A 19,704-nucleotide genomic window follows, 5' to 3' on the forward strand; every position below is an offset into this window, starting at 1 on the left:
TTACTCCTTTACCAGAATGGTTGCAAAATATCCGGCATCCTGTGCCGGGTCATAATCCGTCAGTGCTGGGAAAACGGCCTCGTCCGGCAGACCGCAGTTGCAAACCATTGCGCTATTTGCCAGAAGCCCACGCTCCCGCAGGGCGTCCAGCGTCTTTGGCAGGCGGCGGCCGGTCTTCATCAGCACTTTTGCGCCCGGGGCAGCCAGCACCTGTTCTACATGGCGGCCCGGAGCGATGGTCAGCGGCTGCTCCATCCCGCCGGTCAGGCTCTGGCCCAGCCGGGCGGCAGCAGCGCAGAAACTGGGCACGCCCGCAATCCGGACAGCGGCATAGCCCTGCGCCGTCAAAATTTCTTCCAGATAGCCGTAGGTGGCATAAATGGAGACATCACCCAGGTTGAGCAGGGCCACGTCCCGCCCGGCATCCAGATGGGCCCGGACGGCATCGGCGGCCGCCGCGTGAGAGGCCTTTAACACTTCCGAATCCCGGCTCATGGCAAAGTGCAGCGGCAGGATGATCTTACCGCTGACATCCACTGCCCCTTTGGCAATGTCCAGCGCCAGCATCCGGCCCGCAGCTGTCTGGGGCGCTGCCAGCACGGGGCATTGCTCAATGCACCGCACGGCTTTCAGGGTCATCAGCTCAGGGTCTCCCGGGCCAACGCTGACACCGTGGAGGGTGCCTTTTTTCACATTGTCCATGCTTGCAGTAGCTCCTTTGCAGTCTGGGTCTGGCCCAGCGGGCCATGCTGGTTGGAAAAGAGGATGGCTCCCACACGGAACGCCCCGGCCGCCCGGCGGTCGAGGTGGGTCTGGATGGCATCCACCAGCCCGGCCAGCACCGGGGCCCGGAGGCCTGCTTTGTCCAGGATCTCAATGCAGGCGTCCGTGGTGGCCGCGTGGAGGAGGGCCGCGCAGACCTCCTGCCCCGCCCCGCTGAGGGCGGCGTAGGTGCAGAAGAGCTCGGTGCGGCAGTCCGCCGTGTGGGAGTGGGTATTCATGATGCCACCCGCCAGCTTGCACAGCTTGCCCACATGGCCGATGAGCAGCACTTCCTCAAACCCGGCGGCGGCCGCCATGTCCAGCGTGTCACCAATGAAGTTGGAGCACTTGACCACCGGGATCTTTTCCAGCTGGGGCAGGGTGCCGTGGAGGTAATCCAGCCCATAGTTGCCCGGGGCCAGGATCAGCCGCTGGGGCGTACCCGGGTGGGGGCGGAGGCGAGCCTGATTCATTTCCAGCTGGATGGTGTCCAGCAGGGCCTGCTCACTCATGGGCTCCACGATGCCGCTGGTGCCCAGCACGCTGAGGCCGCCCTCCACCCCGATATGGGGGTTGAACGTCCGCTTGGCCACCTCGGCACCGCCCTCAATGGAAACCGTCACGGCAAAACCGCCCGCATAACCGGCGGATTCGGCTTCTTTTTGCAGGGCCTCCGCGATCATCTCCCGGGGGACATGATTGATGGCGGCTTCGCCCACCGGCTGGTCAAGGCCCGGCTTTGTCACCAGGCCCACCCCCGGCCCGCCGAAGATCTGCACATCCGCGCGTTCCGGTTTCAGGACCACTTCCGCCGCAACGGGCAGGCCGGTGGTCACATCGGCATCGTCACCGCCGTCCTTTTCAATCACGCAGACAGCACCGTCTTCCGTTGGATGGCAGGCCAGCGGGGCCACCTCCACCACAATGCCTTTTGGGGTGCGGAGAGCGACCGTTTCCGGCGTGCGTCCGGTCAGCAGGAGCCGGGCGGCTCCTGCCGCGCCCAGTGCCGCACAGGTGCCGGTGGTATAACCGCAGCGGAGCAGTTTCTGCCCGCTGCGGACATAGTGCTCGAATTTGGGTCTTGGCTTTTTGGGGGCCTCTGCCTGCGGGGCAGGCGTCTGCACCGCGGCGTCCGGGCCATAGAGAAACGTGTATTCCTCCGCTGTCAGGTGGTAGATGCGGCAGATATTTTCTTTGGTGAACGCTTCTTCGGGCGTCAGCACGCCAGACACACTCTCAGGCGAGACGCAGACCACTTTGTCCGAAATTTTGCGGGCGAGATCCAGCTCATGCAGACTGAGCAGAACGGCCATGTTCCGCTCCCGGGCCAGCTGTTTCAGGATGCCCAGCAGTTCCACTTTGCCCTTGATATCCAAAAAAGACGTAGGCTCATCCAGCAGAATGATCTCTGGCTGCTGGCAGATCGCCCGGGCCAGCAGCACCCGCTGGCGCTGGCCATCGCTGATCTTGTTGAAATCCCGGTCGGCGAGGGCCTCCGCGCCCACCAATCTGAGGGCGGCGCGCACCTGCGCTCTGTCCTCTGCCGAGAGGACGCCCAGCCGCCCGGTGTAGGGGTAGCGGCCCGCCGCCGCCAGCGTGAAGCAGGTGGTGAGCTCCGTGCGGCGGGTGTGGGGCAGCATCAGGGCCATTTTGCGGGCCCGGGCGTTGCCGGACAGCGTGGAAAGCTCCGCGCCGTCCAACAGCACCGCACCGCCCTGCGGGGCCAGCTGGCCCGCCAGCGTTTTGAGCAGGGTGGATTTGCCCGCGCCGTTGGGGCCCACGAGGGTCAGGATCTGGCCCCGCTCCACCCCCAGCGCGATATTTTGTAACAGGGCTTTGGTGTAGCCCACAGCCAAGTCTTTTGTCTCGCAGTAATAACTCATCGTTCCCCCTCCTGTGTCTGGCGGCGGATCAGCAGCCAGATGACCACCGGTGCGCCGAACACGGCCGTGACCGAGCTGATGGACAGCTCGGTAGGGGCAAACAGGCTGCGGGCGATGAGGTCGCAGAGCAGGCAGAACGCCGCCCCGCCCAGCGCGCAGCCCGGCAGGACGTGCAAGGGTTTGGCGCTGCCCAGTGCTCCCTTGACGAGGTGGGGCACCGCGATGCCCACAAAGGAGATCGGCCCGGCAAAGGCCGTGACGCAGGCCGCCAGCAGGCTGGAAAGAAGCACCAGCGCCATGCTGAATGGCCGCACCGCCACGCCCACGCTTTTGGCGTAACTTTCCCCCAGCTGGTAAGCCGCCATGGGCTTGGAGAGGCAGAACGAGGCTGCCAGCGCGGGCAGCACCACACAGGCCGCCACCTGCACATTGCCCCAGGTAACGCCCGAAAAGCTGCCCATGGACCAGTTGTGGAGGTTGACGATGTTGGAGTCCTGCGCAAAAGTGACCACAATGTCCGTGATGGCAGAGCAGATATAGCCGATCATGACGCCGCAGATGACCAGAATGCTCATCCGCTGCACCCGCCGGGCCACAGCCAGCACAAAGGCCATCGCCGCCATGGCACCCGCAAAGGCGGCGATGATGAGCGCCGCCGAGCTGGTGAAGCGCCCCTGATTGAGGAACATCACCATAGTGAGGGCCACGGCCAGCTTGGCACCGCTGGAAATGCCCATGACAAACGGGCCCGCAATGGGGTTGGCAAAAAAGGTCTGGAGCAGATAGCCTGCTGCCGAGAGCGCCGCCCCCAGCAGGATCACCATGACCGCCCGGGGGAGCCGCAGCTGCAGGATGATGCCCATGGAGAGCGCGTCCTGCCCTTTGCCCAGCAGGGCCGCCAGCACGGCCTGCGGGGTCAGCGAAACGCTGCCCCACAGCAGATTCATGCCAAACAGCACCAAAAGCCCCGCCGTGAGGGCGAGGTAGGTCAATGTGAGGCGTTTGGGGGTGGTCATGGGGTACTCCTTTTCACATCCGGTCAGGAAATTTTCTGTAAGAGGGTCAGCTCCTCCGGGGCGGGGTCGCCCTCGGTGAAGACACGGTTCATATCCACAATGAGGTCCGGCAGGGCCATGCTCTGCTGGAAAAAGCTCTTGGAAGTGCACCAGCAGTCACCGGACTGGACGGCTTTGAAATCGGCCAGCATGGCGCATTTTTTCACCAGCTGCTCCCGGGTATCCACCACGCCCTCGATGGTGCTGTTGTAAATGAGTACATCGGCGTCTCTGGCCTGGGCGTAGAAGGTTTCCTGCGGGAGATTCATGGTGGAAAGGCTGTTGCCATTGTCCGTGAGGTCGGCAAAGACATAGCTGCCGCCGGCCATCCCGATCATCTGGGCCACATAATCCCCGCCCTTGCGGACGGTGATGAGGTTATTTCCCGTGACGGAGAAGAACGCCACCGTCTTGCCCGTGGGCTCCTGCTGCAAAACGGGCTCGATCCGCGCGATCTTCTCGCTGAAAACGCGCTCGGCCTCTTCGGCTCTGCCCAGCAGCAGCCCAATGAACTTGATCCACTCCATCCGGGCAAGGGGGCCGCTCTCATAACTGGAGCGCTCCACCAGCACCGGCACCCCGAAGTGTTCCAGCTGCTCCTTGACCTCCGGGGTGTGGTAGATCATGGTGTTTTCAATGGCAAGGCTGCAGTGGGCAGCCAGGATGCACTCGTAGTCCGGCGCACTGTACTTGCCCGCATAGGTGATCTCGCCCGCCTCCATGGCGGCTTTGGCCTCGTCGAGATACCAGCCATCGGCCCGGGTGCCGGAAAGAGCGATGGAATCCAGCGCGTCCAGGTGGATGAAGTAATCCATAATGGAGCTGGACACGAGGTAAATATTTTCCAGCGGCTGGCGCAGCTCCACGGTTCCCTCCGGGAGGACGGAAAGCTCCGCCGCTCCCTCGGGCCGGACAAGGAACTTGTCCCCAGATTCCGCGATCGTGAGCAGAACGGAGCCGTCGGTATAAACATCCGCCGTGAATTGCCGGGCATAATCCAGCGGGTAAGCGTGGTCCAGCACAAGGGCATCCGTGGTGGCCGGGGCCTCCTGCTGCCCGCTGCCACAGGCCGTCAGGGCCAGCAGGGCAGCCGCCGGGAGGGCTTTGAGGAATTGACGTCGGTTGATCTTCATGGCATCAGTTCTCGCTCGGGGCGCTGAACGTCAGGGTGTACTCGATCTCATGGGGAGTGCTCATGGCGACGGTATCCGCCACGACAGAGAGCGGCGTGCCAAGGGCAGAGACCGGGATCTCAAACGTGGAATTGCCCTCGGTGTTGGTGGGCAGGTACTTCTCGCCGTCCACGATCATATAGTCATAGTTGGGGCTGGACCAGACGATGGTGGCGGTCATTTTGCCGTCGGCCACAGTCAGGGCAGCGGGGCTGTCCACGGTGGCACGGCCGGAGCCGCCCTCCAGCGTCACCTCGCAGGTGTAGCTGCCGTCCGCGGGAGTCTCCACAGCCTCCGCGGCCTGTGCCTCGACATTGCGGACGCTGACGGTGTGGTCATACCACTTGCCCTTGGTGCCCAGGATGGCCAGCTGGAAATCGGTGTCCAGTGCTTCCACCGGGACGTCAAAGCCGTAGACTTCCTCGGAGGTTCCGTCGGAGTAGGTCACGGTGTCGGTGGTGGGCTGGAGCCAGTCGGCCTCATGGTCCGGGGCATCCGCCGCCATACCGACATAGAGGTTGACGATCTTCTTGGACTGCAGGCTGATGTGCAGGGTCATCTGGCCGTCTTCCACGGTCAGCGTGCCCTTGCCGTCGCTGGCCTCATTGACATGGAACATGCTGCTGTCGGTATCAAACTCCGCCGTATAGGTGCCGTCTTCCAGCGCCCGTGCAGAAGAAGCAGCGGCACTCTCGGAAGCGGCCTCGGAGACAGCGGATTCCGCCACGGAAGACACCGCCTCCGAGGAAGCGGAAGAAGCCACGCTGGAAGCAGAGCTGCCGCAGCCAGCCAGAGAAGCAGCCAGCAGGGCGGACACTGCCAGCAGAGAAACAAAACGCGTGTATTTCATTGCATTACACCTCAAAAACAAGATTACTTGAATAGTATAGCACGCAACTGGGGGAACAGAAAAGGGGGACACAAACAAAATTGCCCGAAAAGGTCTCCCTTTCCGGGCAACGCGGGTCTATTTTAGCCGTTCAGGGAGTCGATGGCAGCCTTGGTGTGGGCAATGTAGAGCTGCTGGACGTCAGCAACCCCGCCCAGGCCTGCGATCTGGCAATCGACAGAGTCGAATGCACCGGAAGCCTCAAACTGGCTCAGCCAGGAGTCCTCGTCCGCACCGGCCATATCGTTGTTGGCGTGGTCGCCGGCAACGACCATCAGCGGGCGGAGCACGACCTTGGTGTAACCGGCAGCCTTGACAGCCTCGATGACATTCTCGCAGGAGGTGGACTCAGGCTCGCCCTCAACAGTGCCGATGAAGACATTGTCATAGCCCAGGGTCTGCATGACGGTCTGCATCTGGCTGTAGCTGACTTTAGCGGTGTGAGAAGTGCCGTGGCCCATGAAGACGAATGCAGTGCCATCCTTGGCAGCAGCCTCTACGCTGTCGTAACCAGCAGTGGCAACAGCCTCGGCAGTGACAGCCTTGGCAACAGCTTCCTTATCCTCGTTGATCACGGTAGCGTCAGCGCCGACCTCACCCAGCAGGGGCTCAGCCACAGCGACGGACTCGAACTTGTCGCGGTAGTCGTCGATCATCTCCATCATCTCGTCGTACTCAGCGCCGTGCATCAGGTGAGTGGGCTGGACGACCAGGTTCTTGACGCCGTTGGCAACGGCACGGTCCATGGCCTGCTGCATGTTGTCGATCTTCTCGCCGTCACGCGCCTGGACATGGTTAATGATGATCTGAGCGGTGAATGCACGGCGGACAGACCAATCGGGGTAAGCGGCCTGCAGAGCATCCTCGACGCCCTTGATGTCTTTCACGCGGCTGTCGTTGAACGAGGTGCCGAAGCTGACCACCAGCAGCTCGTTGTCGCCGATGTTGTCCTCATTGCGGGGGTCATCCTTGGAAGCATCGCCGGTGTCGCGGCCAAAGTAATCGGGATCAGCCTCTTCCCCCTCGACCAGCTCTTTCTGGGCGTCGGTCAGAGCGTCCCAGGCGTCCTTGGCAGCCTTGCACTGCTCATCGGTGTTCTCGTTGCGCTCCTGCACATAGATGGCGTCGATCAGGTCTGCCACGTTCTTTGCGGCCACTTCGTCAGCCTCCTCGCTGCTCACCTCGCTGGCAGCAGTGCTGGATGCTGCCTCGCTGGAAGCGGCGGTGCTGCTGGAAGCGCTGCTGCCGCAGCCTGCCAGGGTGCCGACGCAGAGCGCCAGAGCGGCGGAGACTGCCACGGTCTTTTTCCAATTGAGTTTACGCATGGTTCTTGTTTGTTCCTTTCCTGTTTTTGCTTGTGTGCGGATCTTCTGACAGAAAGGGTACAGGCGGTACGCCCGGACACAAAAAGGGCCCTTTTGCCGCGCGGAGTGCACAACAAAAAGACCCCTGTTATTTCTGGGCTTTTCGGTACAACCAATTCCTCGTGATCTGGAGCATCTGCTCCCGTACCAACAGCAGGCAGGTTTCCTGGCTGAAAGGGACGGGCAGAACTGCCCGCGCCCGCGGCTGCCTTCCCGGAGGTTCCCCCAGTGACCGGCGCAAAACGCGCCAACGCCGCAAAGCTCCCTTATCACAGTGACGAGATCGTGCGGGAATCCCACCCGCTTCTCTTTTACCCTTTCCGCCGCCCGAAAGCGGCAAAAGGCACCTGCTGTTTTCTATTCAGACGGGGTTAGTATAGCACAAGCCCGCCAAAAATGCAATTGGTTTTCAGCCCTCTGCCGGTGCCCAGACCATGCCCAGGGCGCTGAGGTTTTCCACCCGCTCCGGGGTCAACCGGGCGTCATGGGCTGCATAGCTCTCCCGCATCCGGCGGATCCAGTCGCCCAGGCAGAAGCCATCCTCCGTTTTATAATTGACGGGTACGGCCAGATCCCCGTGGGCGGCGCGGTACTCCCCGGCCCGGCGGAGGGCGCACTGCCACTTGGCCTCCCGGGCGTCCCACTGCATCCCGATCTCGTCCAGCATCGCGATATGCTCCGGCGTGACCTGGAACGAGTCAGGCCGCGTCTTGCGGGCGGCCCGCAGGTTGGAGATCCAGACGCCAAGGCGGAACCCCGTTTCATCCACATAGCTGGCAGGGACCAGCAGATCTCCCCGGCGCTTGGCGTAGGCCTTGGCATGGCGGTAGTTGTTGAGCCAGTTCCGCTCCCGCACGCTGCAGCGGGCACGGGTGCGGACAGCCCCGCTCCGGCGCTCCGGCTCGCCCCGGAAGAGCTCTTTCAGGGCTTTGACCCGCTCACCGTGCAGGCTCTTATCCCCATTCTGGAGCAGCTGCTTCTGGCGGCTGAGCCAGCTGCCCAGCCAGATCCCTTCTTCCGTGCGGTACTGGGCCGGGAGCTCCAGGCTGCCGTGGGCGGCCTTGTAGGCAGCGGCCAGCTCATAGCGGTGCTGCCAGGAATCCGGCTTCTGCCACACCATGCCCAGCTGGTCCAGCAGGGCCTTGCGCTCCGGGGTAAGGCGCGCGCTGCTGCGGTCCGGGTTCTGCCAGGCGTAACGCTGGCGGCTGACCCACTTGCCCAGCAGCACGCCGTCCGGGTCGATGTACTCCGAGGGGACGTTCAGGTCGCCATGGGCCTGATAATACCGCGCGGCGGCATCATAAGCGGCCTGCCACTTGCGGTCGTTGCGGTTGGTCCAGTCCACGTCCAGCGCCTCCAGCCAGGCTTTCTGCACCGGCTTGATGGTGCCCGCCTTGTAGGCGGCCCGCTGGCTGCCCAGCCAGACGCCCAGAGCCACGCCCTCCGGGGTGGTGTACTTGACCGGTACTTCCAGCGTGCCGTGGTCGAGCCAATACTGGACAGCCGCGCAGTAGCTCTGCTCCCAGATGTCCTGCACGGTGTCCCACACCATGCCCAGTGCTTCCAGCCGCTCAGCACGGTCGGTGGACAGATTGTTGCCGAGGAACCGCTGACGGTTGTAAACGATCCACTCGCCCAGGGCAAAGCCGTTTTTCTCCCGGTAGCGGACCGGCACCATCAGGTTCCCGTATTCTCCGCGGTACTCCCGGGCTGCGGCATAGCCCCGCTCCCAGGCCTGCTCCATCCGCTGTTTCCAGGCGATGCCCAGCTTTTCCAGCCGGGCGGCCTGCTCAGCGGTCAGGCGGCCGGGCTTTTCCCCGGCCTGGATCTGTCGCTGCAGCTCCAGCCAGCGGCCCAGCCCAAAGCCGGCTTCCGTGGTAAAGCCGCGGGGCAGCTCATGGATATCCCCTTTTGCGGCGGCCTCTTTGGCGGCTGCAAAGGCCTGCTCCCACTGAGCGTCCAGTTGGCGCTGCAGTTGGCGGGCCGGACGGATGCAGGCCTGGTACGGTTCTTCCAGCGGGAACCCGGTGCCGCCGGCCTGTTCCGTCCCCTGCACCAGGTCCTCTGCATTGCGCAGACCCGCAAACGAGACGTTGAGCTCCACCAGCGGGGCGGAGTCCCCGCAGAGCGCCAGTGCCCGGGCCAGCATCCGGCGGTGGTTCTGTTCCAGCCCGGTGGAGCGGACCAGCACAGCACCCGCCATTCCGGCCAGCCGCGCCAGCCCGCCGGGGGTGCTGACGGTGACCAGCACCTGCACGCCCCGCGCCGGGGAAGCCGCAAACCGCACGGCCATCTCCTGATCCCAGCCGTCTTTCAGGATGGTGGCTTCTGTGTCCGGGCCGAAGAGGGCTTCCAGATTTTCCGTCACCCGCCGCATGGCAGCGGCGTCCTCACACAGGACCAGCTGCTTGCCCTTGGGCAGAGCCTCCCGCAGCCGGGGCAGCGCCGGGCCGCATTTTTCCACCGCGCGGCGAAGATTGGTGAAAACTTTTTCGCCCACGCCCGGGACGCCCGCGGCGTTCCACTGCTTCATCTGGATGCGGAATTCTTCCAGCGCCGTCTCGGCGGGCCAGAGGAGCACGGTATCCGCGGCAGGCGGCGTGACAAGGCCCCGGGCCAGCGCTTCCGCCAGCGAAATGGAGAACGTGCCCGCCCCCTGAAACATGGCTTCCGCCAGGCAGCAGCTGACAGGCTGGTCGGTGTCGATGAGGCCCAGCAGCTTCGCCTGCGGGTTGAACCGCTGCAGCCAGCGGACACGCTCTCCACACGGAAACGCCGTAAACTCCCGCGAGCCATCCAGGATGATGCAGGCCGGGCGGATCTTGGCCAGCTCCAGACAGCGCTGCGGTGTATTGTCCTCACAGTGGATCAGCTGCACCCGCGGCGGGATCTCCTGGCCGATCCGTTTGGCTTCTTCCAGCCGCATCCCGCGCCGGGTCTCCCCGGGCACCACCCAGATCACGGCCGCGTCCGGGTGAGCGTTGATCCACGCCCAGACGATCCGCCCGCTGCCGCTTCCAACGGGATAGAACAGCGCGGCTTTCCCTTTCTGCTCCAGCTGGGTGTCAATTGCCTCCGCCATCCGCTTATAATATTCCTGCAAATTTTCTGCCATAGTTTCCGCCTTTTTCCTGTTGTTGGGGTTTTTATCCCAGAAAAAAGAAGACCCGGCACAGCTCCCATTGCGTGAACTGCCTCCGGTTCCTTTTCAAATAGAATTTCATTCTTATTTTATTACAAAAGTTTATTTCTTGTCAAGCAAATTTTCCGTGCTTTCCCCATTGGCAATTAAAAACTGCATCAAGCCGGTCGGTCGAAGCAAAAAATCACTATCCAGCTGTCAATTCAGGGCTGCTTGCAGGGTGGTTTGTTGTATTCAAGCTTGTTTTCAGGCAAAAGTTTGTTTCACATGAAAAAGGCGGAGCCCCCGCGCGTGGTGCACAGAGGCTCTGCCTTTCTTCAACCTGTCCGTCCTCCTCGCTTGCGCTCGGTGCCTGAGAGGTTATTTTGAGGTTATTTTATGGTCTGCTGATAGGTGCGGAGCACTTTCCAGCGGGAAACGTGCTTGCCGGGCTTGAAATTGCCGTCCTCACGAGGCCGGAAGAAGCCTGCTTCCACGCACCACTGGGCTGCTTTGGCCGTGTCGGGGTCTGTCACGTCCGCAAAGGCGGGCAGTGCGGTAGGCTCCGGGCGGCCTGCAGTGTTCCAGAGCAGGAGGGCCAGCTGGGCGCGGTCCTGCGGCACGGAGGTACCTGCCGGCAGCAGCTGGTTCAGGGCCACCTCGGTGCCCACAAGGTAGGCGGTGGCGCCCACGACGCCCACGACAGCGGTTGCAGCCGCGATGGTACCGAAGTCGGCACTGGAATCCTCCTCTTCCAGCGTGGAGAACTTGGCCAGAACGCCAATGTCCTCCTGCATGGTAAAGGTGGCAGTGGTGCCGTCCTCCATCAGGTCTTCCGGGCGGGGATCATCAAACACCCAGCAGGAGAACTTCATCCCCTCCGGGATGGCCTTTTCATCCAGCGTGATCGTCACCTTTGCGCCCTTTGGCAGCCGCTGACTTTGTATGACACCGGTAAGAGCATCCAAGTGCAGGGTGGTGCCGTCCGGTTTCTCGACGTCCACAGAGCAGTCCTCAAACTGGAGGAAAACGTCTTTGTCGTCGGGGTCAGGATTCGGGTCCGGGTTCGGGTCAGGATTGGGGTTCGGGTCAGGATTCTGCTCCGGCAGAGCGATTTTCGCTGTCTTGCTCTCGTTTACTTTGCCTTCCACCAGAGCGAGGCCGTCGTTCAGGGTCAAAAGGTTTTCATTGTCCAGTTTGAGGGCATAATCATCCTCTTCCTCCGATGCATCCGTTTCCGCCGTGATGACGGTGCCTGCGCCGGAAGCCTTCAACTCGTCTGCCACGATGGCCGAGCCGCTGTTGGCTTTCACATCCAGCGTGCTGTCCGCCACGGTGAGGTTGCCGCACCGAATGCCAAACTGGAAGAAGTTTCCTCCTACACTCGTGCCTGCAATGGTCACCTTGCTGTTTTGGATGGTGATGTCCTCGTCAGAGCGGCCTGCCCGGATTGCGTCATCGCCGCCGTCTTCTTCTTCGTCATTATCGCCAGTAATGGTAAGGTCTGCATTGTTCAGCGTCAGCGGGCCATCCGTTCTGATTCCATCGGCGTTGGAAAGGGTGGCGGTGCCGGTAATGGTCAGCATATCATCCGTCAAGTCGGAATCGATGCAGCTGGAAATGCCTTCCTCCGCATTCTCGCCCAGCGTGAGGTGTGCATTGTTCAGGGTCAGGGTGTGGGTATCCGGGTCAAACTTCACAGACCCGCCATCCTCCAGCACGTCGTTCTGGTTGCTCTTTGTGACCTGCTTGCCTGCTACCCAAAGGGCATAGGTTTCGCTTTCCGGCTGGTCCGGGTCCACATCCGTCAGTTCCAGATAGTCTTGGTTCTGTCCTATGGCAGCCGTAAAGTTCTCATAATTTTCCTTCACGTTGATTTCCGTATACGCTCCATTCTCGTCGGTGCGATACCAGAACCTGCTTACGTCATTTCCGATGCTCAGTCTCCCCTGGACGATGTTATTGCCGTCGCCGTTTTCCGCCACAATCATAAGCAGATGGCCGCCGTTGTATGTCAGAAGACAATCCTTCCTGATGTACCGATCCGCATGGATCTCCAGCTCGCTGCCCGGGTTCATGGTAGTGAAATTGGCGATGCCGTAGGTTGCTCCCTCGAACATTGCCCCTGTGATGTTCACGGTGCCATCGATCCGGACGTCTCCTCCGCCGATGCCCGTATGAAAATCTTTCAGCGTGATTTCGGTCCCGGCTGTGATCGTTGTTCCTGTGTCTCCTCCCAAAATTCCGTTCGGCTTAGTATCCAAATAGGCACCCAGATCGGCATAGGTGAGATTGTATTCTCCCCCGGCGATCTCTTTTGCTTCCTCAATGCCGTTGCCTTTCGTTCTGCCCGTCACCTTGCCGTTTGCCACCAGCCTCAGATTTTTTTCACTGAGGGCTTTGACCAGCGGGACCGTCCCCAAATCCGCAACTCCAACTGTGGTCAGCGTCACGTCTCCGTGAAAGGTCAAAAGGCCATGGTCATAGGATACCTCACCCTGAATGCAACTCACATTCTCACCATCGACCCGTCCGACATACTCCGGATACAGAAACACACTTGTCACACTGCAAGCTGCTCCGATCGTCGAGCTGCCCGCCAGTGCCAGCGGGGCCGCGAGGTTCAACAGCATGGCCACCGCCAGAAACGCGCTCAGGACACGCAGTTTGGGCGGGGTTCGGGTGGTTTGTTCTTTCATTTTACACGCCTCCTTCTGGTGCAGGAAAATCCAAAGAAAAAAGCCCTGTGGTTTGATTTTACTCTACCACAGAGCCTGCAAAATTCCTATTAACCTTTGGTTAGTATTTTGTGCCAAAAAGGGCAGCCAGCTGGGCGCGCTTGTTTCGCACGGCCCCGCCGATGTCCAGCTTGGCGTACAGCTGGTTGATGTACTGCTTGACGGTCCCCTCCGAGAGGTGGAGTGTTTCGGCGATCTCCTTGTTGGTGCGGCGCTGGGCCACCAGCCGGGCAAGGGCCAGCTCTTTCTCGGTCAGTGCGGCGGCAATGGCCGGGCGGTCTGCCGAGCCGTTGAGCTGGGCGCGCCGGGCCTCGCACCGCTGCCCCAGAGCGATCGCCCGCTCCACCAGCGGCTGGGCACTGCCCCAGCCGCCCTGCGCCAGCAGCGGGGCCAGATAGCGGTAATTTTCGGCCAGCGGCATCCAGAAGCCATCCGGCGCGGCCTCTGCCAGCGCCTGCTCCAGTGCAGCCCGGGCCTCGGCAGGCTGGCCATACAGTCCGTACGCTGCCGCCATCTGCACCCGGACATGGAGGGCCACCAGCCCATAGTGGAACCGCTGGCAGGCGGCCAGCAGCTCCTCACAGCGGGCCAGCACCTTGACTGCCTGCCCCTGTGCCAGCCAGACCTGCAGCTCGATCATTTCCATCATGGGGCGGCAGAGGGCAAAGTAGCTCACGGAGGCAAGACGATGCTCCCGGAAGACCTCGGGCACGGCATCGGTGCGGCCAAGCAGGGCGTAGTAATAGGCCTCGATGCTCTCCAACAGGTGGAGCAGAACGGCATCGTGCCGTTGGAGGAGGGCGGCACGGCGGGCCTCGAAATCAAACGGCTCCCCTGCCTGCCCGCAGAGGGAAAGCCGCAGGGCGAGGAAATCACAGCAGAGGGCCATGTTCTCCTGCCCGCAGGAAGCCGCCCGCACCCGGGCCCGTTCCAGCAGCAGGACCGCCCGCTCAAAATGTCCCTGCATGAACGCGGCCTCGGCATCCATCACCAGCTCGGCCCCCTGCCCGTGGCCCTGGGTGATCTTATAATAATGGGGCATACACTCGTACATCTCGGCCAGCTCCTTGCCCAGCTCCCCGGGAGCACGGTAGTACATCATCAGCACCGAGGGAGAGCCGAACGTCCAGCTGCCGCTGTTGCGCAGGGTAACGGCAGGGCGGGTCATCTGGCGGCTGGCACTGCGGTGGAGGCGGCTCATCCGGGTGATATCGTTGTACATCAGAAAGCTCAGGATGAGGTCGCACTCGCCCAGCAGGTTGCCCCGCTCCTGGGCCGGGAGCTCCGGATGCTCCCGCACGGCGGCTTCCAGCAGGGCCTTGAGCTCCATCATTTTGGGGATCTGCTGGCAGGTGAACATTCGGCGCATCAGCACCAGAATGGCCAGCGGGTGCCGCTTAAGGGCGTCCACCGGGCAGCGGCCCAGCCGTTCCAGCAGCTCCGCCGGGCCGAGGGATGCCAGCAGGATGCCGGCGTCCTCCTCAATGACGTGGAGGGCGGCGTCATAATCCCCGCATTTTTCGTAGGCACGCAGGGCGGGCAGATACTGCCGCCGGACCTCGTACCAGCGGCCATACCGTTCCCAGACGGCCGCCTGCCGCGGGGCGGGCAGCTGGGCAAACAGCCGCTCGGCGCATTCTTTCATCATGTGGTGGAACCGGAAGCTCTCGCCGTCCGGCAGGCGGGTGACAAAGGCGTTCTGCCGCGTCAGGGCCAGCAGCACCTGCTCGGCGTCCGGCATCCGGGTCACGGCAGAAGCCATCTCCACCGTAAACTCATCGGCCAGGCCCATCACGGCCAAAAACTCCTGCCGCTGCGGAGACAGGGACTCGATCATGGCCGCGGTGAACATGGCGTAGATGTCCGAGCTGGTGGGCAGCAGGGTGCCCCGCTCCGCCAGCGCGTGGAGATTGAGGTAGATGGCAAAGAACCAGCCCTCGCAGGAGTGGAGCAAGGTTTCCCGCTGGGGCTCCGTCAGCTCCATGCCGCAGCGGCGGACGTAGGCGGATAACTCTTTCTCGTTCAGCCGCAGCTGGTCGGCCCCCACCCGGTGGAGCCGCTGCCCCAGGCGGAGGATCTCGCCCTGGGGCAGGAAATCGTTCCGGCTGGCCACCACGAGGTGGGCGTTGCCCGGCAGGCGGTTGGCCAGCGCACAGAGGAACGCGGCGGCCTGCTCGTCCCGGAGCAGGTGGAAGTCATCCAGAAAGAGATCGATCTCCCGCTCCCCGGCCAGCGCAGTGCAGAGGTCGTCCAGCAGCAGGGCCGCGCCGCTGGCGTCCGTGGGGCACTCGTACCCCTCCAGCACGGTCAGCCCGGCCTGCGCAAACGCCTTTTGCAGGCTTTTCCAGAAGATGGCCCGGTTGGCGGAGTAGATGCTCACCCGCAGCACGGCGGCTCCCTCCCGGCCGCGCTCGTTCAGGTACCAGTTGATGGCGGTGGTCTTGCCGTAGCCCATGGGAGCCACCACCGCCGTCAGGCTGCTGCGGGCAACGGGCTGCAGGCTGTGCCGCATCCGCTCCGAGATGTAGATGATATTCAGTTCCGGCTTTTGTCTGAGCATCCGCGTCCCTCTTTTCTATTCTTATTGATTATATTACCACAAATCTCTAGAAGTTGGAAGTAACGCCTGCATCACAAAAAGCATGGTTTCCATCACAAAAACCTGTTTGGCCGCACCGGATCTCCATGGTACAATATCCTCAAATCATTTTAAGATAAGGAGTCTCTTTTTATGGAAACGACCTCAAAACGCAAGTCTGGCACCACGGACCTTACGGTGGGCAAGCCGTTGTTCCAGATTTTGCGGTTTGCGCTGCCGCTGGTGCTGGGCACCCTGTTCCAGCAGCTGTACAGCTTTGCGGACACCGTCATTGTGGGCCGGTGCCTGGGCACCGACGCACTGGGTGCGGTAGGCACCACCTACTCCCTCAACTTCCTCATCCTGGGCTTTGTGCAGGGTGCCTGCGTGGGCTTTGGCATCCCGGTAGCCGAGACGTTCGGTGCCAAGGATCAGGGCGGCCTGCGGAAGTACCTGTTCAACGGTGCCCTGCTCTGCGTGGTGCTGAGCGTGGTGTTCACCATCTTCACCACCCTGATGGCGGGCCCGCTGCTCCAGCTCATCCACACGCCGGAAGAGCTGTACGCGGACGCCGTGCTCTACATCCGGATCATCTTCCTGGGCATCCCGGCCACGGTGCTGTACAACTACGCTTCCAGCGTGCTCCGCGCCATGGGCGACTCCCAGCACCCGTTCTATTTCCTGCTGGCGGCCAGCGTGCTGAACATCGGGCTGGATTACCTACTCATCGTCTCCATGGGCATGGGCGTGGACGGCGCGGCCATTGCCACCGTCCTCAGCCAGCTGCTCAGCGGCGGGCTGTGCGCGTTCTGGTTCTTTACCCGGACGGCCAAGCAGGAGGAGCTCACGTTCCGGGGTCAGAGCAGCCTGCTCTCCGCCGGGCACTGTAAGCGGCTGGCCTACATCGGCTTTCCCATGGGCTTTGAGTATTCCATCTCGGCCATTGGCGCCGTCATCATGCAGGATGCCACCAACCTGCTGGGCAGTACCGCGGTAGCCGCCCAGACTGCCGGTGAGAAGATCCGCCAGATGTTCACCCTGCCCATGGAGAGCGTGGGCATGGCCATGGCCACCTATGTCGGTCAGAACCATGGTGCCCACCGCACCGACCGCATCAAGCAGGGCATCAAGGACGGCTGCACGATCCAGCTGACCTACTGCGTGGCCGCCTGGGTCGTCATCTTCTTCGTCAAGCCTTACGCCGTGGGGCTGGTGCTGGGCGATGCAGACCCCGCCGTGACCGCCGGAGCCATCCAGTACCTGGCCATTATGAGTCTGCTGTTCTGCTTCCATGGCCTGCTGATGATCTTCCGCAACACGCTGCAGGGCCTGGGCTACAGCGTGCAGGCCATCATTTCCGGCGTGGGCGAGCTCATCGGCCGCAGCCTGGGCGGTCTGCTGGCCGTGAAAACAGGCCTGGGCTATGTTGGCATCTGCCTTTCCAACCCCTTTGCCTGGGGCCTGGCCATGCTGTACTGCATGTTCATGGTGCGCCGGATGCTCAAGCGGGAAGAATAACAAAACCAAAAGAAAGGCCGAGGCCTGCGGGAGCTTTCCCACAGGCCTCGGCCTTTTTATAGAAGAAGATTGGAAGTGGCAGTTTAGTCTTCAGCCATGCCGATGAGGTCGAACTTCTCGGTCGAGATGGTGACGGTGAAGTCTTTCTTGGCAGGCTTGTTGAACTTGACCCAGATGGTGCGGTCCGACAGGTTGTAGTACCAGCCGGACTCTGCTTCCTCCCAGCCATCGCGGACGATGTACCGGGTGAGCTGCTCGCCATCCACGCTGGCCCAGAACGCACCCTTTTTCTTGCTGACCAGCTTGATGGTCATGCGCTCCACGGGAGACTCGTAGGTGCCCTCGGTGGAGAAGTGGATATCGGTGCGGTCGCCGGCCTTGACGTCGATGGTGGTCTTGGCGTAGACACCGTTCTTGTAGTCCTCGGTGTGGCCGTCGTCGTCATACAGCACAAAGCTGGTGTCGGTCTCGGCGGCGACCAGCAGGTCGAGCTGATGCATGGTGTCGCGGAGGATGTGCTTGACGTCCTCGCTGGTGGCCACGATGGCGCTTCCGCGCAGGAACATGGGGATGCTTGCCAGAGTGACCGGGATCTCGATGGTCTGGCCGCCCTCATACTCGCGCAGGTTGTCGCTCATATCGTACCACTTGCAGCCGGCGGGCAGGTAGATGGTGCGGGTGGTTGCACCCTTTTCCACCACGTTTGCCACCAGGATGCTCTTGCCGAACATAAAGGTCAGGTTCTTGTCGGTGTAGCACTTGGGATCGTCCGGGAACTCCAGGAACAGCGGGCGCCATGCCGGCATACCGTCCTGGTTGCTCTCGTACATCAGGGAGTACAGGGTGGGCATCAGGCGGTAACGCAGCTTGTAAGCCTCGCGGATGTAGGGCAGATTCTCCTCATACATCCAGGGCTGGGTGACGGTGTTGTCGTTGTTGGCGGAGTTCAGGCAGAAGCGGGGCTGGAGCACGCCGTTCTGCAGCCAGCGGAGCAGCAGCTCAGCCTCCGGAGCCGGGCCGGCAAAGCCGCCGATGTCGCAGCCCATATTGGAGCAGCCGGACAGGCCCATGCCCAGAATGGTGGCAATGTTGAACTTGACGGTGCGCCAGTCGGTGAGGTTGTCGCCGCCCCAGACCTGTGCATAGCGCTGGATGCCGGCGTAGCCTGCGCGGTTGATGATGTAGGGACGCTCGCCGGGGTAGACCTCGGCCAGAGCCTGCTTGGCGGTGTAAGCCATCAGGTTGGAGTGGAGGATCTTCAGCTCGGCCATGGTGCCCTTCTTGCCCTCGAAATCGCACTGGGCGTCACGGTCTTCCACGCCGTCCATCTCGCAGTTGTCGTTCCAGACGGTCTTGGTGCCCATCTTGAGGATATTCTCCTCCAGCAGCTGCTTCCAGGTATCGCGGCCCTTGGGACCGGTGAAGTCGAAGAAGCGGCCCTCGCCACCCCACCAGCGGCCATAGTACGGAGCCTTGCCGTCCGGGGTCTTGATGAAGACATCGTTCTTCTCGAACAGGTCGATGTAGGGGTGACGCTTCAGGATGCCCGGCTTCAGGTTGGGGATGACATTGATGCCGCGGGCATTCATGTTCTCAAAGAACTTCTTGGGGTCCGGGAAGCGCTTGTGGTTCCAGTTGAACACATAGCGCAGGTTGTCCTCTTCGCCGCTGGAATAGCCGGAAGCCAGCCAGAAGTTGTCGATGAGGATGCCCTCTTTCTCGTGCTTGTCGATGACCTTGTAGATCTCCTCATCGCAGTTCTTTTCCAGCTCCGCGTAGTACATGGTGGAAGCGCAGTAGCCCAGAGACTGCTTGGTGGGCAGAGCGCTGCGGCCGGTCAGCAGGGTGTACTCGTTGAGGATATCCGGCAGGGTGGGGCCAGCCAGCAGGAACAGGTCGATGTCGCCGCCGTCGGTCTGGTAGTAGCAGTAGCGCTCCCAGTAACCGGACAGCTCCTCGCCCAGGTCGAAGACGCAGTCATAGGAGTTGTGGTAGAACAGGCCGATGGGGCGGCGGTCCTTCTCGTTCACACGGATGTAGAACGGAATGTGCTTGTACATCGGGTCGCCGGTCTCGGGGTCGTGGCCGATGGCGTCCTTGGGGGACATGCGCAGGCGGCGGCCTTTCTTGTCCAGGTGGCCGGTCTTCTCGCCAAAGCCGAAGAAGTGGTCATACTCGCGGTCCACCTTGGAGAAGTGGGTCAGGCGGCCGATCTGGTCTTTCTCGAACGCGCGCTCCCGCAGATCCTGATACAGCAGCTTGCCCTCTTTGTCGTACATCTCAAAGTGGAACGGCTTCTTGAACAGCTTCAGGGTAACGTGAGCGGTCTCAAAGGTCAGGCACTTCTCATCCTCGGTGCAGGGCACATCCAGCGCGGTGATGCGGGTGCGCTCGTCCTTAAGCAGGTCGTCCATGCGGTCGGGCCATGCGGTGGTCACCAGGGTGTAGGACTCCTCCTCCATGGGGGTGCCCTTGTCGAAGTGGACGCGGACACGGATGATGTCATCCGTCATGAAGATCAGCTTTACGTCCGCAGCGTCGCCGTGGATGAGATAGCCATTCTCCGTTTTTTCAAAAGATTCAAAACTGCGAAGCAGCATAACAGGTTCCTCCGTGTTGTTTTT

General features: G+C 62.1%; 11 protein-coding genes and 1 riboswitch. Of the genes, 1 reads left to right on the plus strand and 10 read right to left on the minus strand.

Annotated elements, in window-relative coordinates; genetic code table 11:
* From cobI to C4N22_RS03060, 9 genes are all read right to left on the minus strand, one after another.
* The gene (cobI, locus tag C4N22_RS03020; RefSeq protein ID WP_112147944.1) at positions 1–702 is read right to left on the minus strand and encodes a precorrin-2 C(20)-methyltransferase; all 702 of its coding nucleotides are present in this window, start codon (positions 700–702) and stop codon (positions 1–3) included.
* On the minus strand, positions 690–2,645 hold the full coding sequence (cbiD, locus tag C4N22_RS03025) for a cobalt-precorrin-5B (C(1))-methyltransferase CbiD (RefSeq protein WP_112147945.1): 1,956 nt from the start codon (positions 2,643–2,645) through the stop codon (positions 690–692). Before cbiD ends, cobI begins: the two co-directional genes overlap by 13 nt.
* Complete coding sequence (locus C4N22_RS03030; RefSeq protein ID WP_112147946.1) at positions 2,642–3,661, minus strand: FecCD family ABC transporter permease; 1,020 nt, start codon at positions 3,659–3,661, stop codon at positions 2,642–2,644. Before C4N22_RS03030 ends, cbiD begins: the two co-directional genes overlap by 4 nt.
* Before the next feature lie 23 nt (positions 3,662–3,684).
* Positions 3,685–4,833, minus strand: a complete 1,149-nt coding sequence (locus tag C4N22_RS03035; protein ID WP_112147947.1) for an ABC transporter substrate-binding protein — start codon at positions 4,831–4,833, stop codon at positions 3,685–3,687.
* 4 nt (positions 4,834–4,837) lie between these two features.
* Complete coding sequence (locus C4N22_RS03040) at positions 4,838–5,722, minus strand: iron transporter (RefSeq protein WP_112147948.1); 885 nt, start codon at positions 5,720–5,722, stop codon at positions 4,838–4,840.
* 122 nt (positions 5,723–5,844) lie between these two features.
* Positions 5,845–7,086: a sirohydrochlorin cobaltochelatase gene (locus C4N22_RS03045; RefSeq protein ID WP_112147949.1), complete on the minus strand. Its 1,242-nt coding sequence runs from the start codon at positions 7,084–7,086 to the stop codon at positions 5,845–5,847.
* A gap of 178 nt (positions 7,087–7,264) precedes the next feature.
* Positions 7,265–7,491, minus strand: a riboswitch (cobalamin riboswitch).
* 43 nt (positions 7,492–7,534) lie between these two features.
* Positions 7,535–10,240 carry a helicase associated domain-containing protein gene (locus C4N22_RS03050; protein ID WP_112147950.1) on the minus strand — a complete coding sequence of 902 codons (2,706 nt, stop codon included), beginning with the start codon at positions 10,238–10,240 and terminating at the stop codon, positions 7,535–7,537.
* Positions 10,241–10,638: 398 nt separating this feature from the next.
* Positions 10,639–12,945, minus strand: coding sequence for an S-layer homology domain-containing protein (locus tag C4N22_RS03055; protein WP_112147951.1), 2,307 nt, complete (start codon positions 12,943–12,945; stop codon positions 10,639–10,641).
* A gap of 100 nt (positions 12,946–13,045) precedes the next feature.
* Positions 13,046–15,544: a helix-turn-helix transcriptional regulator gene (locus C4N22_RS03060; protein ID WP_112147952.1), complete on the minus strand. Its 2,499-nt coding sequence runs from the start codon at positions 15,542–15,544 to the stop codon at positions 13,046–13,048.
* Positions 15,545–15,715: 171 nt separating this feature from the next.
* On the opposite strand from C4N22_RS03060, the gene C4N22_RS03065 reads away from it, so the two are divergent.
* Positions 15,716–17,080, plus strand: coding sequence for an MATE family efflux transporter (locus C4N22_RS03065; protein WP_112147953.1), 1,365 nt, complete (start codon positions 15,716–15,718; stop codon positions 17,078–17,080).
* Between the two features lie 83 nt (positions 17,081–17,163).
* Here C4N22_RS03065 and C4N22_RS03070 read toward each other — a convergent pair whose 3' ends face one another.
* Positions 17,164–19,680, minus strand: a complete 2,517-nt coding sequence (locus C4N22_RS03070; protein ID WP_112114540.1) for a TIM-barrel domain-containing protein — start codon at positions 19,678–19,680, stop codon at positions 17,164–17,166.
* Positions 19,681–19,704 lie beyond the last annotated feature (24 nt).

This window comes from Faecalibacterium prausnitzii (assembly GCF_003287495.1).
Taxonomy (GTDB): domain Bacteria; phylum Bacillota; class Clostridia; order Oscillospirales; family Ruminococcaceae; genus Faecalibacterium; species Faecalibacterium prausnitzii_I.

Excerpts from the sequence above, each read along its gene's own strand:
- C4N22_RS03070 (WP_112114540.1), bottom strand. The coding sequence starts at position 19,680 with ATGCTGCTTCGCAGTTTTGAATCTTTTGAAAAAACGGAGAATGGCTAT.
- C4N22_RS03040 (WP_112147948.1), bottom strand. The coding sequence starts at position 5,722 with ATGAAATACACGCGTTTTGTTTCTCTGCTGGCAGTGTCCGCCCTGCTG.
- C4N22_RS03055 (WP_112147951.1), bottom strand. The coding sequence starts at position 12,945 with ATGAAAGAACAAACCACCCGAACCCCGCCCAAACTGCGTGTCCTGAGC.
- C4N22_RS03050 (WP_112147950.1), bottom strand. The coding sequence starts at position 10,240 with ATGGCAGAAAATTTGCAGGAATATTATAAGCGGATGGCGGAGGCAATT.
- C4N22_RS03045 (WP_112147949.1), bottom strand. The coding sequence starts at position 7,086 with ATGCGTAAACTCAATTGGAAAAAGACCGTGGCAGTCTCCGCCGCTCTG.
- C4N22_RS03030 (WP_112147946.1), bottom strand. The coding sequence starts at position 3,661 with ATGACCACCCCCAAACGCCTCACATTGACCTACCTCGCCCTCACGGCG.
- cobI (WP_112147944.1), bottom strand. The coding sequence starts at position 702 with ATGGACAATGTGAAAAAAGGCACCCTCCACGGTGTCAGCGTTGGCCCG.
- C4N22_RS03065 (WP_112147953.1), top strand. The coding sequence starts at position 15,716 with ATGGAAACGACCTCAAAACGCAAGTCTGGCACCACGGACCTTACGGTG.
- cbiD (WP_112147945.1), bottom strand. The coding sequence starts at position 2,645 with ATGAGTTATTACTGCGAGACAAAAGACTTGGCTGTGGGCTACACCAAA.
- C4N22_RS03035 (WP_112147947.1), bottom strand. The coding sequence starts at position 4,833 with ATGAAGATCAACCGACGTCAATTCCTCAAAGCCCTCCCGGCGGCTGCC.
- C4N22_RS03060 (WP_112147952.1), bottom strand. The coding sequence starts at position 15,544 with ATGCTCAGACAAAAGCCGGAACTGAATATCATCTACATCTCGGAGCGG.